At 73.7% G+C, this 14003-nt stretch carries 16 protein-coding genes; 8 read left to right on the top strand and 8 right to left on the bottom strand.

The window, feature by feature from the left end; all coding sequences use genetic code 11:
• The first annotated feature begins 12 nt into the window (after positions 1–12).
• Together fdxA and dapC are read left to right on the top strand one after the other, a co-directional pair.
• Complete coding sequence (fdxA, locus tag ACFV5N_RS03475; protein WP_019434882.1) at positions 13–339, top strand: ferredoxin; 327 nt, start codon at positions 13–15, stop codon at positions 337–339.
• 102 nt (positions 340–441) lie between these two features.
• The gene (dapC, locus tag ACFV5N_RS03470) at positions 442–1539 is read left to right on the top strand and encodes a succinyldiaminopimelate transaminase (protein ID WP_385593461.1); all 1098 of its coding nucleotides are present in this window, start codon (positions 442–444) and stop codon (positions 1537–1539) included.
• A 184-nt stretch (positions 1540–1723) separates the two neighbouring features.
• Here the strand turns inward: dapC and ACFV5N_RS03465 are convergent, their stop codons facing one another.
• From ACFV5N_RS03465 to ACFV5N_RS03445, 5 genes are all read right to left on the bottom strand, one after another.
• Positions 1724–2131 (bottom strand): ATP-binding protein, encoded by a 408-nt coding sequence (locus ACFV5N_RS03465; RefSeq protein ID WP_385593458.1) that lies wholly within the window; start codon positions 2129–2131, stop codon positions 1724–1726.
• Between the two features lie 144 nt (positions 2132–2275).
• Positions 2276–3226, bottom strand: a complete 951-nt coding sequence (locus ACFV5N_RS03460) for a M56 family metallopeptidase (protein WP_385593455.1) — start codon at positions 3224–3226, stop codon at positions 2276–2278.
• Positions 3223–4815, bottom strand: coding sequence for an MFS transporter (locus ACFV5N_RS03455; protein ID WP_385593453.1), 1593 nt, complete (start codon positions 4813–4815; stop codon positions 3223–3225). The genes ACFV5N_RS03460 and ACFV5N_RS03455 overlap by 4 nt, the downstream gene beginning before the upstream one ends.
• Positions 4816–4840: 25 nt before the next feature.
• A complete protein-coding gene (locus ACFV5N_RS03450) occupies positions 4841–5392 on the bottom strand; it encodes a TetR/AcrR family transcriptional regulator (protein ID WP_385593450.1) in 552 nt (183 codons plus the stop codon).
• An 87-nt stretch (positions 5393–5479) separates the two neighbouring features.
• Positions 5480–6352 (bottom strand): hypothetical protein, encoded by an 873-nt coding sequence (locus tag ACFV5N_RS03445; protein WP_385593448.1) that lies wholly within the window; start codon positions 6350–6352, stop codon positions 5480–5482.
• 133 nt (positions 6353–6485) lie between these two features.
• Between ACFV5N_RS03445 and dapE the strand changes: the two genes are divergently transcribed.
• Complete coding sequence (gene dapE, locus ACFV5N_RS03440; RefSeq protein WP_385593445.1) at positions 6486–7568, top strand: succinyl-diaminopimelate desuccinylase; 1083 nt, start codon at positions 6486–6488, stop codon at positions 7566–7568.
• Between the two features lie 100 nt (positions 7569–7668).
• Positions 7669–8424, top strand: coding sequence for a TIGR00730 family Rossman fold protein (locus ACFV5N_RS03435; protein ID WP_381184747.1), 756 nt, complete (start codon positions 7669–7671; stop codon positions 8422–8424).
• Between the two features lie 73 nt (positions 8425–8497).
• Here the strand turns inward: ACFV5N_RS03435 and folP are convergent, their stop codons facing one another.
• Positions 8498–9358: a dihydropteroate synthase gene (folP, locus tag ACFV5N_RS03430; RefSeq protein ID WP_385593442.1), complete on the bottom strand. Its 861-nt coding sequence runs from the start codon at positions 9356–9358 to the stop codon at positions 8498–8500.
• 129 nt (positions 9359–9487) lie between these two features.
• Here folP and ACFV5N_RS03425 point away from each other — a divergent pair, with 129 nt between their 5' ends.
• Positions 9488–9829: a DivIVA domain-containing protein gene (locus ACFV5N_RS03425; RefSeq protein WP_385593440.1), complete on the top strand. Its 342-nt coding sequence runs from the start codon at positions 9488–9490 to the stop codon at positions 9827–9829.
• A 58-nt stretch (positions 9830–9887) separates the two neighbouring features.
• On the opposite strand, the gene ACFV5N_RS03420 is transcribed toward ACFV5N_RS03425, so the two are convergent.
• On the bottom strand, positions 9888–10682 hold the full coding sequence (locus ACFV5N_RS03420) for an enoyl-CoA hydratase-related protein (RefSeq protein WP_385593437.1): 795 nt from the start codon (positions 10680–10682) through the stop codon (positions 9888–9890).
• Positions 10683–10883: 201 nt separating this feature from the next.
• Here ACFV5N_RS03420 and ACFV5N_RS03415 point away from each other — a divergent pair, with 201 nt between their 5' ends.
• On the top strand, positions 10884–11051 hold the full coding sequence (locus tag ACFV5N_RS03415; RefSeq protein WP_019434894.1) for a DUF3117 domain-containing protein: 168 nt from the start codon (positions 10884–10886) through the stop codon (positions 11049–11051).
• A 125-nt stretch (positions 11052–11176) separates the two neighbouring features.
• Here the strand turns inward: ACFV5N_RS03415 and ACFV5N_RS03410 are convergent, their stop codons facing one another.
• Complete coding sequence (locus tag ACFV5N_RS03410) at positions 11177–11953, bottom strand: O-methyltransferase (RefSeq protein ID WP_385593434.1); 777 nt, start codon at positions 11951–11953, stop codon at positions 11177–11179.
• A gap of 34 nt (positions 11954–11987) precedes the next feature.
• Between ACFV5N_RS03410 and sigE the strand changes: the two genes are divergently transcribed.
• Positions 11988–12767, top strand: coding sequence for an RNA polymerase sigma factor SigE (gene sigE, locus ACFV5N_RS03405; protein ID WP_385593432.1), 780 nt, complete (start codon positions 11988–11990; stop codon positions 12765–12767).
• Positions 12764–13630, top strand: coding sequence for an anti-sigma factor family protein (locus tag ACFV5N_RS03400; protein WP_385593429.1), 867 nt, complete (start codon positions 12764–12766; stop codon positions 13628–13630). Before sigE ends, ACFV5N_RS03400 begins: the two co-directional genes overlap by 4 nt.
• The last annotated feature ends 373 nt before the right edge of the window (positions 13631–14003 follow it).

Below are 14003 nucleotides of genomic sequence, written 5' to 3'. Positions count from 1 at the left end.
AGGACTGACAGCGTGACCTACGTCATCGCGCAGCCGTGTGTCGACCTGAAGGACAAGGCATGCATCGAGGAGTGCCCGGTCGACTGCATCTACGAGGGTCAGCGTTCCCTGTACATCCACCCGGATGAGTGCGTCGACTGCGGTGCCTGCGAGCCGGTGTGCCCTGTCGAGGCGATCTTCTACGAGGACGACACCCCGGAGGAGTGGAAGGACTTCTACAAGGCCAACGTGGAGTTCTTCGACGAGCTGGGTTCGCCCGGCGGCGCCAGCAAGCTCGGCCTCATCGAGCGCGACCACCCCTTCATCGCCGCGCTGCCCCCGCAGGAGCACGACGAGTGAGACGGTGAACGAGCCGTCGTACACCTCGTACCCGTGACGCCCGGTCCCGCACGGCAGCAGCCGAGCGGGACCGTCGCGTTGGACCAGAAAGTGAGCCACCCCGTGCCGTCCCTCTTCGCCCGGCTGCCCGCCTTCCCCTGGGACCGCCTGGAGCCGTACAAGGCCACCGCCGCCGCGCATCCGGGCGGCATCGTCGATCTGTCGATCGGCACCCCGGTGGACCCGGTGCCCGGGCTGATCCAGGACGCTCTCACGGCCGCCGCCGACAGCCCCGGCTACCCCACGGTGTGGGGCACCCCGGCGCTGCGCGAGGCGATCCTGGGCTGGCTGGCCCGCCGGACGAACGCGGCCGGACTCGACCACCCCAACGTGCTGCCGGTGGTGGGCTCCAAGGAACTGGTGGCCTGGCTGCCGACCCAGCTCGGGCTCGGCCCCGGCGACAAGGTGGCCTGCCCGCAGCCGGCCTACCCGACGTACGAGGGGGGCGCGCGACTGGCCGGGGCCGAACCCGTGCCGTACACCGGGTCCGTCACCGACCTCGACCCGGCCGGGCTCCGGCTCGTCTGGCTGAACTCGCCGGGCAACCCGAGCGGCCGGGTGCTGGACGCGGCCGAACTGCGGGCCGCCGTGGAGTGGGCGCGCCGGCACGGGGTGCTGCTGCTCAGCGACGAGTGCTACCTGGAGCTGGGCTGGGAGGCCGATCCGGTCTCCGTGCTGGACCCGGCGGTGTGCGGCGGCTCGGTGGACGGGCTGATCGCGGTGCACTCGCTGTCGAAGCGGTCCAACCTGGCGGGCTACCGGGCGGCGTTCCTGGCCGGCGACCGCACGGTGCTGGGCGAACTGCTCCAGATCCGCAAGCACGGCGGGATGATGCTGCCGGCCCCGGTGCAGGCGGCGATGACCGTGGCGCTGGGCGACGACGCGCATGTGGCCGTGCAGCGCGAGCGGTACGCGGCGCGGCGGGCCGCGCTGCGGGCGGCGCTGGAGGGGCGCGGCTTCCGCATCGAGCACAGCGAGGCGTCGCTGTACCTGTGGGCGACGCGGGACGAGCCGTGCTGGGAGACGGTGGCCGAACTCAGCAAGGAGGGCGTCCTGGTGGCCCCGGGCGAGTTCTACGGCGCCCCGGGCGACCGCTTCGTACGGGTGGCGTTCACCGCCACCGACGAAAGGGTGGCAGAGGCGGTGCGGCGGTTGTCGTGAGGTGGGGGCACCCCCGGCCGGAGGCTGGGGGAGGGTGGCAGAGGCGGTGCGGCGGCTGTCGTGACGTGGGGGTGCCCCCGGCCGGAGGCTCGGGGGCACCGCTCGCCGTGCGGACGGCGCGGAGCCCCCGGGGCGGGAGGTGTCCCCCGGGGGCTCCGCTGCCGTGCCGCCGTACGGCCGGGGGTCAGCCGATGGGCAGGCCGCCGAGCAGCTGGGTGGCCGAGGTGGGGTCGACCGGGGCGGCCGAGGTGAGGGTCTTGCCGAGCGCCCCGGCGCCCTCGGTGGCGACCTCGGCGGCCAGCTCGCCGACGACCTGCTGGGCGGCCGGAACGGTGCCCTGGATGGCGGTGTTGGCGGTCTCGCCGAGAGCCGGCAGGGTGCGGTTCTCCTCGCCGGTCAGCCCGCCTGCGGTCTTGGCGGCGCCCTCGACCGCGTTGCCCAGGGTGGCGGGGTCCAGGTTGGTGATCCCGTTCAGTTCCCCGTTGGTGGGCAGCCCCAGGGCGCTGGCCTGGCCGGCGGCGCCGACGAGCGGAGCGGCGGCCGCGAGCACGATGGCGGCCTTGGTCACACGGCGCTGGAGGGGGTTGGACATGTTGCTCCTTCGGCGAGAAGTGGTGCGTTGTGGTGCGTTGCCGTGCCTATCGCTCGGAGGGGCCCGGAGGTTGCGGTCTCGCCGGGTAAAGGATTGGTAATGCGTCGCATGATCAGCTCTGCGCAAGAATGGCTGGTCCGCGGCTTATTGCAGCGGGGACAGGGCGAACAGACCGGGCCCGAACGTGATCAGGAGGGGCAGTAAAGGAGCGAGTCCCGCCGCCGCGGCGGCCGTACGGCGGCGGGCCGGGGTGAGCCGTACCGGTGGCTCCAGCAGCCGGTCCACCCGGTCGCCGAGCTGCCGCCGGCTGGAGGAGCAGGACAGGACGCCGCGGTGCTCGTTCAGTTCGATGAGGGCGAGCGCGGTGTCCAGATGACCGCAGCGCCGTGACGCGGTGTCGTCGGCGGCGAGTTCGACCAGCCGGTGGGTCTGCTCGCAGAAGTGCGCGAACAGCGGCACCCGGGGAAAGCCGGCGGCCAGCGCCCCGGACAGCTGGAGCAGCCAGTCGTGCCGGGCCCGCGCGTGGCCGCGCTCGTGGGCCAGTACGGCGTCCAGCCGGCGTCCGGTGAGCCGGCGCAGCGCGCCCGTGGTGATCACCAGTCGGCCGTCGCCGCCGGGCAGCCACCAGGCGTCCGGGTACTCGTCCTCCAGGACCAGCAGCGGGCCGGGCCGGGCCGGCAGCAGCGGGGCGGGGAGATCGGGCGCGCGCTCGCGCAGCCGGGCCCGGCGCAGGGCGCGGGTGCGGTACGCCTCGGTCAGCTGCCGGGCCAGCATGGCGGCGGTCCAGGCCGCCCCGCAGGCCAGCAGCAGGGTGAGGGCGGCCGTCCACAGCGGGACGTCGTGCAGGTTGTACGCGGCCGTGACGGCTTCCGGCGCGGGCGCGAACACCTGGGCCCGTACCGTGTCGAACACGGCCGCGGCGCCCAGCAGCAGGGCGGCCAGCGCGCACAACAGCACGGTTCCGACCAGGCACTGCCACACCCACAGCGCCACCACCGGCTCCCGCCCGGGCCATTCGGCCCGGGTCAGGGCGCGCGGCAGCAGCACGGCGGCGCTCAGGGCCGTGGCCATGAGCAGGAGGAGGCTGAGGCTCACTCCGTGGGGTCCCCCTTCGTGACCAGGTGCCCGGCGCCGCTGACGGCCGGGTCGCCGCCGGGCGCCGCGGGGACGGCGGGGGCCGGGACGGGCCGGGACAGCAGCCGGGCGGTGAGGGCGGCGCCGCCCACCAGGACCACCGTAGCGATCAGCAGGGTGGCCGTATAGCCGTGGTCGAAGGCTCGGTGCGCGGCGGCCAGCAGCGCGTCGGCCCCGTGGGGCCCGGGGAGTTCGCCGGCGGCGGCGATGGCCTGGTCGAGTCCCTCCCGGGCGGACTCGGGCGCGCCCTCGGGCAGCCGGATGGTGGAGGTGTACAGCGCGCCGAGCAGGCTGCCGAGGATGGCGACGCCGGACAGCGAGCCCAGCTCGTAGGAGACTTCCTCCACCGAGGCGGCCATCCCGGCCCGGTGCTTGGGGGCGTTGCCGATGATGGCGGCCGAGGCGGCGGTCATCGCGAGCCCGGTGCCGACGCCGACCACCACGAGTCCCGGCGTGATCCAGGCCGGATGGTCCGGGTCCAGGGCGAGGAACGGCACCGTCCCCGGCGTCATGGCCAGGGTGAGCAGCGCACCCGCGCCGGTCAGCAGCAGGCCGCCGACGAGCAGCGGACGGGTGCCGGCCCGGTGCAGCAGGGCGCCGCCGATGACACCGGCAGGCAGCGCGCCCAGGGCGACGGCCGCCACCAGCAGACCGGCCGACAGCGGGGAGAGGCCGAGGACCAGTTGCAGCCGCTGGGTGAGCACCAGCTGGAGCCCGGCGTCGGCGAACATCGCCAGGCCCGCCGCCGCGACCCCGGCCATGATGCGCGGGTCGCGCAGCAGCGCGAAGTCGATCAGCGGGTGGGACATGCCGCGCTGGCGGCGGATGAACAGCCAGAACCCCACGGCGGCGACCAGCAGCGCCAGCACGGCGTGGAGCGGCTGCGGGGCCGGCTTGGTCAGCTCCTTGATCGCGTACACGGTGCCGACCAGACCGGCCATGATCTGCACGGAGGCGAGCAGGTCCCAGGGCTTGTCGGGGTTGCCGGAGCCGCCGGGCGCCAGCAGGGCGGCGGCCAGCAGGCTCACCAGCACCACGGGGACGTTGATGAGGAACACCGAGCCCCACCAGAAGTGTTCGAGCAGCAGCCCGCCCACGATGGGGCCCATCGCCATGCCGAAGACGGACATCGTGCCCCACACACCGATGGCGATGCCGCGTTCCCGCTCGTCGTCGAAGGTGATGCGGATGAGCGAGAGGGTGGCCGGCATCATCGCGGCGGCGCCGACCGCCAGGAACGCCCGGGCGCCGATGAGCACGCCGGGGGAGGGCGCGAAGGCGGCCAGCAGGGACGCGGTGCCGAACAGGGTCAGGCCGATGAGGAACATCCGTTTGTGGCCGACCCGGTCCCCCAGGGTGCCGGCGCCCAGCAGCAGACCGGCCATCACCAGCGGATAGGCGTTGATGATCCACAGCTTCTGCGAGGCGTCGGCGGACAGTTCCTCGGTCAGCGTCGGCAGGGCGGTGTACAGGACGGTCATGTCCACCGAGATCAGCAGCAGACCTGCCGAGACGGTCACCAGGATCCACCAGCGCTTGGCGCTGCTCACGTCGTTCTCCTTGTCGGTGCGGGTGCTACGCCCGCGGGCGTGCGGGGTCGGTGAGGGCGGTGATCCGCTCCACCAGGGCCGCCTTGAGGGGGGCGGGGAGCGCGGCGCCGGAGGTGGCCTCGTACAGCCACATGCCGTCGGAGGCCATCCGGGCCAGCAGCAGATCGAGGTCCGCGGGTTCCTCCAGGCGCTCGGGCAGCGGGGCCCAGCGGTGCATCAGCTCATCCCACTGCTGGGCGAGCGCGGGCTGGGCCGTGGCTTCGAGCATGAAGGTCAGCTCCGCCTTGCTGGCGGTGTTGGCCGCGCCCTCGATGGCGTACGCGGTGGTCGACTCGCGCTCGGTCGCCTCCGCCAGCGGTTTGCCGAGCATCTCCGTCAGCCGCTCCTCCCAGCGGGTGATCAGCTGTCTCTGGATGGCGGACAGCAGGTCCTCGCGGCTGGGGAAGTGGTACATCAGGCCGGCCTTGGTCACGCCGGCCTCGCGGGCGGCGGATTCCAGGGTGAGGGCGGTGATGCCGTCGCGTTCGGTGACGCGGATGGCGGCATCCAGGATGAGGGGGCGTGAGCTGGGACGCATACAAGTTACTTTACCATCCGGAAGGTAAAGTAACGGGCGGACGGGAAACCGGCCGGACCCCCGTCCGGCCGGTACGCCGCGGCCCGGCTACCCGGGGTCCCGCTCCGCTTCCGGGCCGCCCTCCGGCGGCGTCAGGATGCTCAGCACCAGCTCGTCGCCCAGACTGCCGCCCCCCGTCCCGTCCAGCGCGCTGTCCGAGCGGGCGGCCTCCTCCCGCCAGCCCTCCCGGGACCGCTTCGCCTCCCACACCCGGTTGCCCAGCTGGATCCGCTCGATCCCCAGCTCCGCCGCGTGCGCCACCGACCAGTGCGCCAGCTCCCAGCCCCGCTGGGCGTGCTCAGCCGGTGCCAGCCCCACCGTCACCAGCTCCCCGTCGGCGCCCACCGGCAGCTCGCCGAACTCCGCCCTGATCCGCTCCGGCACCTCGGCGGCCACGAAGGGATCGACGCCGCCCTCCCCGACCGTGCAGTTCAGCGCGGCGGGGGACCGGCCGGTCAGCGCGGCGGCCAGCAGCGCCGCGCGCGGCTCGTGCTTGGCGTACTCGTCCGGGAACGCGCTGCGCTGCACCTCCTGCGCCGCCTCGGTCAGCGGCATCGTCAGATAGTCCTCGACCTCCACCAGGTGGTCGTAGAACTGCCCCGCCGAGTACACCGGATCCATGATCTCCTCCACCGTGCCCCAGCCCTGGCTCGGCCGTTGCTGGAAGAGGCCCACCGAATCCCGGTCGCCGTAATCGATGTTGTAGAGACTGGACTCCTGCATGGCGGTCGCGATCGCTATCGTGATCGCCCGCTCCGGCAGTCCGCGCGCCGTGCCGACCGCGCCGATCGTCGCGGCGTTGGCGGCCTGCGGCGGCCGCATGGTGAACGAGGCGGTCTCTCCCTCGCCCGCGACCGTGCAGTGCGGGGGCTGCGCCGGGCCCGGCGACGACGTGTACTGCACCACGCCGTAACCGGCCACAGCGGCCAAAACCAGGACAGCTGACCCGCCGCGGACGAGCCTGCGACGTCGGGGAGAAGCGGTGGGTTCGGGCACGCGCTTACGGTAACCGGTCCCCGTCACGGCCGGATCACCCACCGGTACCCTCGTGGCCATGGAACCACCCGCACTTGACCTCGCTCTCGACGCCCCCGCCCTCACCGCCCAGCTCGTGGACATCCCCTCGGTCAGCGGAACCGAGGGCCCGCTGGCCGACGCCGTCGAAAGCGCGCTGCGCGCCCTGCCGCACCTGCGGGTGGACCGTTACGGCAACAACGTCGTCGCCCGCACCGACACCGGGCGTGCCGAACGCGTCCTGCTCGCCGGCCACATCGACACCGTCCCGATCGCCGGCAACGTCCCCTCCCGCCTGGACGAGGACGGCCTGCTGTGGGGCTGCGGCACCACCGACATGAAGGCCGGCGTCGCCGTCCAGCTGCGCATCGCCGCCACCGTGCCCGAGCCCAACCGCGATCTCACCTTCGTCTTCTACGACAACGAAGAGGTCGAATCCGAGCGCAACGGCCTGCGCCACCTCGCCGCCGTCCACCCCGACTGGCTGGCCGCCGACTTCGCCGTCCTCCTCGAACCCTCCACCGGCGAGGTCGAGGGCGGCTGCCAGGGCACCCTGCGCGTCCAGCTGCGGCTGCCCGGGGTGCGCGCCCACTCCGCGCGCTCGTGGATGGGCGCCAACGCCATCCACGCCGCCGCCCCCGTCCTGGCCCGGCTCGCCGCCTACGAGCCGCGCCGCCCGGTCATCGACGGCCTGGAGTACCACGAGGGCCTCAACGCGGTGGGCATCGAGGGCGGCGTCGCCGGGAACGTGATCCCCGACGCCTGCGTCGTCACGGTGAACTACCGCTACGCGCCGGACCGCAGCGAGGAGCAGGCCATCGCCCACGTCCACGAGGTCTTCGCCGACTGCGGCCCGCTGGAGATCGAGGTCACCGACCACGCCCCCGGCGCGCTGCCCGGGCTCTCCCACCCGGCCGCCCGCGCCTTCATGGCGGCGGTCGGCGGACAGGCACGGCCCAAGTTCGGCTGGACCGACGTCTCCCGGTTCAGCGCGCTGGGCATCCCCGCGGTGAACTACGGCCCCGGCGAGGCCAGCCTCGCCCACCGGCGCGACGAGCGGGTGGAGACCGCGCTCATCACCCGCTGCGAGGAACGGCTGCGCACCTGGCTCGGCGGGGCGTAGCGGATCCCCGGTCACGTACTGTCCCGCGCCCTGTCACCGGTGCTTCACTTTTGTCACCGTACGCTGAGTGAGGAGTACGCACCGTCGTAAGGAGCAACGCATGAGCAGCACCCCCGAGTCCCGGCCGGCCGCCACGGACGCGCGCCGCGAGCAGCGCCTGGGTCCGGTGGTGCGCCGCCGGGAACAGGTGGTGCCCGGCACGGCCGACCAGCGGCTGCTGGACACCCGGGGCCCGTCCGACTGGGTGCACGGCGACCCGTGGCGGGTGCTGCGCATCCAGTCCGAGTTCGTCGAGGGCTTCGGCGCCCTGGCCGAACTCGGCCCGGCCGTCAGTGTGTTCGGCTCCGCCCGGACACCGCCCGGCTCGCCCGAGTACGAGGCCGGGGTGCGCATCGGGCGCGGGCTGGCCGAGGCCGGGTTCACCGTGATCACCGGCGGCGGGCCGGGCGCGATGGAGGCCGCCAACAAGGGCGCCGCCGAGGCCGGCGGGGTCTCGGTCGGCCTCGGGATCGAACTCCCCTTCGAGCAGGGGCTGAACGAGTATGTGAACATCGGCGTCAACTTCCGCTACTTCTTCGTCCGCAAGACGATGTTCGTGAAGTACGCCCAGGGCTTTCTCGTGCTGCCGGGCGGCATGGGCACCATGGACGAACTGTTCGAGGCGCTCACCCTCGTCCAGACCCGGAAGGTGACCCGGTTCCCGATCGTGCTGGTCGGCCGCGACTACTGGCAGGGGCTGGCCGACTGGCTGCGGCAGACCATGATCGCCGGCGGCAAGGCGTCCGAGAAGGACCTGGACCTCTTCCACATCACCGACGACGAGGACGAGGCCATCGCCCTGGTCACCAAGGCGTAGCGGCCCCGGGGGCGGCCCGCCGCCCCCGGCCGTCCGGGCCGGTGCCTCGCGCGGCCGTCCGCGCCGCCGCCGTTCAGGCCAGCCCGCGCCGGGCCACCGCCGGGGGCCGGTGCCCGGCGATCGAGGCCACCATCTCCAGCACCTGCCGGGTCTCCGCCACCTCGTGCACCCGGTACACCCGGGCGCCGAGCCAGGCGGAGACCGCCGTGGTGGCCAGCGTGCCGATCAGCCGGTCCTTCACCGGACGGTCCAGCGTCTCGCCGACGAAGTCCTTGTTGGACAGCGACACCAGCACCGGCCAGCCGGTCGCCGTCATCTCCCCCAGCCGCCGGGTCGCCTCCAGCGAATGCCGGGTGTTCTTCCCGAAGTCGTGCCCCGGATCGATCAGCACCCCGTCCCGGCGCACCCCGAGCCGTACCGCCCGCTCCGCCAGCCCCACCGTGGTCCGCAGGATGTCGGCCATCACGTCCTCGTACACCACCCGGTGCGGCCGGGTGCGCGGCGCCGCGCCGCCCGCGTGCGTGCACACCAGGCCCACCCCGTGCCGGGCGGCCACCTCGGCCAGTTTCGGATCGACCCCGCCCCAGGCGTCGTTCAGCAGATCGGCGCCCTCCGCGCACACCGCCTCGCCCACTTCGTGCCGCCAGGTGTCCACCGAGATGACCACCTCCGGATACCGGCGCCGCACCTCGGCGACGAACCCGGCCGTGCGCCGGATCTCCTCGTCCGCGTCCACCTCCCGGCCCGGGCCCGCCTTCACCCCGCCGATGTCGATGATCGCCGCGCCCTCGGCCACCGCCCGCTCCACCCGCTCCAGCGCCGGGCCGTCGTCGAACGTGGCGCCCTGGTCGTAGAAGGAGTCGGGCGTACGGTTCACGATGGCCATGATCACCGGCTCACCGGCCGCGAACTCTCGCGTCCCCAGGCGCAGCATTGTCGGGTCATCCCTCCCAAGTCCGGCGGTTCGGCACGGGTACGAACCTACCTGGCACCACCCGTCGGCGCGGCATGGCACGATCGGTACCCGCATCGGTACGTACCCGAGGGAGAGGCGGTCGGCGCGGTGTTCTGGTTTCTGATGGCGGCCATGGTGGCGGTCGTCGCGGCGGTCGCGCTGGCGGTGCTGGGCAGCGGCGACGGCTCCGGCGGCCCGGTGACGGGCGGGCTGCCCGAGGCCGAGCCGGACCGCGCGCACGACCCGCTGCCGGCGGACCGGCCGCTGACCGCCGCCGACGTGGTGGCGGTACGGCTGCCGCTGGCGGCGCGCGGCTACCGGATGGCGGAGACCGACGACGTCCTGGACCGGCTGGCGGCGGAGCTGGCCGAACGGGACGCGCGGATCGCCGCGCTGGAGGCGGAGCTGGGCCGGGTGGCCGGGCCGCCCCCGGCCGGGCCCGCGGTGTGACACGCGCCGTCCGGCCCGCCGCGGGAGGCGGCCCGGGCCGGACGGCGTGCCCGGCCCGTCAGCTGCCCGTGAAGCGGGGCCGCTCCTTGGCGACGAAGGCGGTCACGGCGGCCCGGTGATCGGCCGACGCCCCGGCGCGCTGCTGCAACTCGGCCTCGTGCGCCAGCGACTCCGCCAGGGTGTGGGTCGCGCCGTAGGCCAGCGCGTCCTTGATCGCGGCGTAGGCGAGGGTCGGGCCCTCGGCCAGCCGGCGGCCCAGTTCCTGTGCGACGGACGGGAGTTCGTCGTCCGGCACGACGCGCTGGGCGATGCCGAGCCGCAGCGCCTCGGCGGCGTCCACGGAGCGCGGGAACAGCAGCAGATCGGCGGCCGTGCCGGGCCCGACCACCCGGGGCAGGGTCCAGGAGAGGCCGGAATCCGCGCCGAGACCGACCTGGGCGAAAGAGGTGTGGAACGACGCGCTCTCGGCGACGAGGCGGTAATCGGCGGCGAGGGCGAATCCGAATCCGGCACCGGCCGCCGCGCCGTTCACCGCCGCCAGAACGGGCTTGCGCATGTCCGTGATGGCTTCGGTGATGGGGTTGTAATGCTCGACGACGGTATTCATGGACGGTGTGTCGGGCGTGGTGTTCCGGAGGGTCCCGATGTGTTCCTTCAGGTCCTGCCCCACGCAGAATGCGCGCCCGCTCCCGGTGAGCAGCACGGCGCGGACCGCGCTTTCCGCGGCGGCGGTGCGCAGCGCGTCACGCAGCGCTTCCTTGGTGCGGACATCCAGGGCATTCATCGCCTCGGGGCGATTCAGTGTAATGGTCGCGAGACTCTCGGTGACGTGGTAGAGCACAGTGTCGGCCATGCCGGACAGCATAGGGAGGCGATCCCCCGTCCGGACTGGTGAATTGGGGGGATATGGGAGCATGCGTTGCCGAAGGGAGATCCACCGCTGTTGGTCAGAGGGTCACTCGATGCGGGATAATGGCCGAGAAGCAATGTGTTCGATGCCGGTGACGCTCGGGTTGTCGGCTGCGATGTAGCGGTTTCAGGAAGGGGAACGAGCATGGCGGCCATGAAGCCGCGGACGGGCGATGGCCCGCTCGAGGTGACCAAGGAGGGGCGGGGCATCATCATGCGCGTCCCGCTCGAAGGCGGCGGCCGGCTCGTTGTCGAGCTGACCCCGGACGAAGCGGTCGCTCTCGATGAGGAGCTGAAGAAGGTGACCGGCTGAGCCGGCGAGCACCACGTGCTGTGAACTCTTGGCGCTGCCCCGGTCCGCCCCGGACCGGGGCAGCGCCGTTCCGGTGAGGTGGCCGCCGCCAGGGGCCGGACGGGGCCCCGGCCGCACCGGTCCGGTCAGCGGCGGGCGGCGCACAGCAGCCCGTCACCGGCCGGCAGCAGCGCCGGCATCAGGGCGTCGCTCTCGCGCACCGCGCGCAGCAGCTCCCGCAGCTTCAGCACCTCGGTCGGCTGCGGCCCCGAGCCGACGGTCCGCCCGCCCGCGAAGACGCCCGCGAACACCACCAGCCCACCGGGGCGCAGCAGCCGCAACGATTCTGCGAGGTAGGCGAGGTATTCCAGCCGGTCGGCGTCGCAGAACACCAGGTCGTAGCCGCCGTCGGTGAGCCGTGGCAGCACGTCCAGGGCGTGGCCGGGGATGAAGCGCGCCCGGTTGGCGGCGAAGCCGGCGGCGCGGAATGCCTGGCGGGCGAACTGGAGGCGTTCCGGCTCGATGTCCACGGTGGTCAGCACACCGTCGGGCCGCATCCCCTGGAGCAGGTGGATGCCGGAGACGCCGGTGCCGGTGCCGATCTCCACGACCGCCCGCGCCCCGCAGGCGGCGGCCAGCAGCCGCAGGGTGTCGCCCGCGCCCGGGGAGACGGGCCTGACCCCGCCCTCGACCGACCGCTCCTGCGCCCAGCGCAGAGCCTGCCCCTCGGGGCTCTCGGCGTCCGGAGACCCGTACGCCTCAGCGAACGCCCAGCTCGTCAGCCGGTTGCCGGTAATGGCCTTCTCCTGTCCCCGTCTTTCGCGCGCTTTGACTGTAGCGAGTCCGGGCGGGAACCGGACCGGCGGTCCGGACGTTCGATCTCTTGCCGGGGTTCGGCGGACGTGCGGCCGAAAGCCGGTCATAAATACTTATCCGGAGTTAACGGGCGAGGTGGCTATGGTAGGCACTCCACTGGACACCACCAGAGCCGACAGGGGAGGTGCGGCCACGTCTGAGGGCAGGGGAGTGTTCCAACGCTTCCGGCGCTCTTCCGGCGGGCCGAATTCTGTGACTGACATCGTTGACGGAGCCCACGCCGACACCGGATCCGCTGACGGCGCCCCCGCCGCCACCGCGACCTTCAGTGCGGGGCCCGACGGCCAGACCTGGGCACCGCCCAGCTGGGACGAGATCGTCAGCACGCACAGCGCCCGCGTCTACCGGCTCGCCTACCGGCTCACCGGCAACCAGCACGACGCGGAGGACCTCACCCAGGAGGTCTTCGTGCGGGTCTTCCGTTCTCTCTCCACGTACACCCCGGGGACGTTCGAGGGCTGGCTGCACCGGATCACCACCAACCTCTTCCTGGACATGGTCCGCCGCAAGCAGCGGATCCGTTTCGACGCCCTCGGCGACGACGCGGCCGACCGGCTGCCCAGCCGCGAACCCACCCCGCAGCAGCACTTCCACGACACCCACTTCGACGCGGACGTCCAGCAGGCGCTGGACACCCTCGCGCCGGACTTCCGGGCGGCCGTCGTGCTCTGCGACATCGAGGGGCTCAGCTACGAGGAGATCGCCACCACCCTGGGCGTCAAGCTCGGCACGGTGCGCAGCCGCATCCACCGGGGCCGCTCCCACCTGCGCAAGGCGCTCAAGCACCGGTCGCCGCGCGGCAGGGCCGTGCCCGCCGCCGAGCCCGAACCCGCGCTGCTCGCCGGAGGTGGAGCGGAGTGAGTGTCGCCCCGGAACAGGGCGCGGGCCAGGCCGACCGGCATCTCGGGGAGAGCCTGGCGGCCCTGATCGACGGTGAGCTGTCCCACGACAGCCGGGACCGGGTGCTGGCGCACCTGGCCACCTGCGCCGACTGCAAGGCGGAGGCGGACGCGCAGCGGCGGCTGAAAAGCGTCTTCGCGGAGAGCCCGCTGCCCACCCTGTCCTCCGGGCTGCTCGCGCGGCTCCAGGACCTGCCCGCGGCGGGCGGTGCTCCGCCGGGGCCGGCGAGCGCGCCGACAGCGCCGCGGCCCGGGCCCTTCGGCCTGGGTCGCGGCTCCGTGCTGCCCGGCGGCGCGGACCGCGAGTCCTTGCTGAGCAGATCCGGACTCGGCCCCGACCGCGGCTTCCGCATACACCGGATACAGGAGCCGGCCCGGCCGTCCCGGGAGAACCGGCCCGGCCACCGCTTCGCCTTCGCGGCGGCCGGCGCGGTCTCGGTGGCGGCCTTCGCCATCGCGGGCGCGGTCAGCACCGCCGGCCTCGGCACCCCGCCCACGGCCGGTTCCCCCGGCCCGGCCAACCCGGCGGCGGCCGGCAGCACCGCCGCCTCGGTGGCCACGAACCGCACGGCGGGCCGCGTCGAGGACGCGGCGACCGACCCGGCGGCGGAGACCCCCGGCACCGGGCCGGTGGGCGTCATGGGCCACAGCCTCTCCGGCGCCCTGGGCCCGGTGGCGCCGAGCGGCCGGCAGTACCCCGCCCTGAATTCCTCGGGCTGGGGGTATCCCATACCGCTGTGGAACACCGAACCGATCATCTGGCCCCTCACCGCCTCCCCAGGACCTTCACCGAGCACGGCCCTCGGAGCAGTGAGCCCGCGCTGAATCCGCGGGGCGGACCTGGTTGAATCCATTGCCGGAAGACGCCGGTGCGGACACGATGGGGACTGCGATGAACACAGGGCAGGGCAGCACGTCGTGGGGCCCGGAAGAAGAGGAACCGGGCCAGGACCCCTACGGCACCCCGCCCTACGGCCAGCCGGGCCCCTGGGCCCCGGCGCCGCCGGTCCAGCACCCCACGCACACCCCGCCCACCGGCACGGCGACGCCCGCGGCGCCCCCGGCCCCGGACCAGGCCGCGGGCCCGCACCCGCACCCGCCGGGGGCGGGTGGGCAGACGCCCGCAGGCGGGACGTACGCGCCTGCGGCGAGCGGACAGACACCCGCAGGCGGGACGTACGCGCCTGCGGCGGGTGGG

The organism is Streptomyces sp. NPDC059853, assembly GCF_042731495.1.
Lineage (GTDB): Bacteria > Actinomycetota > Actinomycetes > Streptomycetales > Streptomycetaceae > Streptomyces.
The sequence above is the reverse complement of the archived record's forward strand: the minus strand, read 5'-3'. Positions and strand labels throughout refer to the sequence as shown.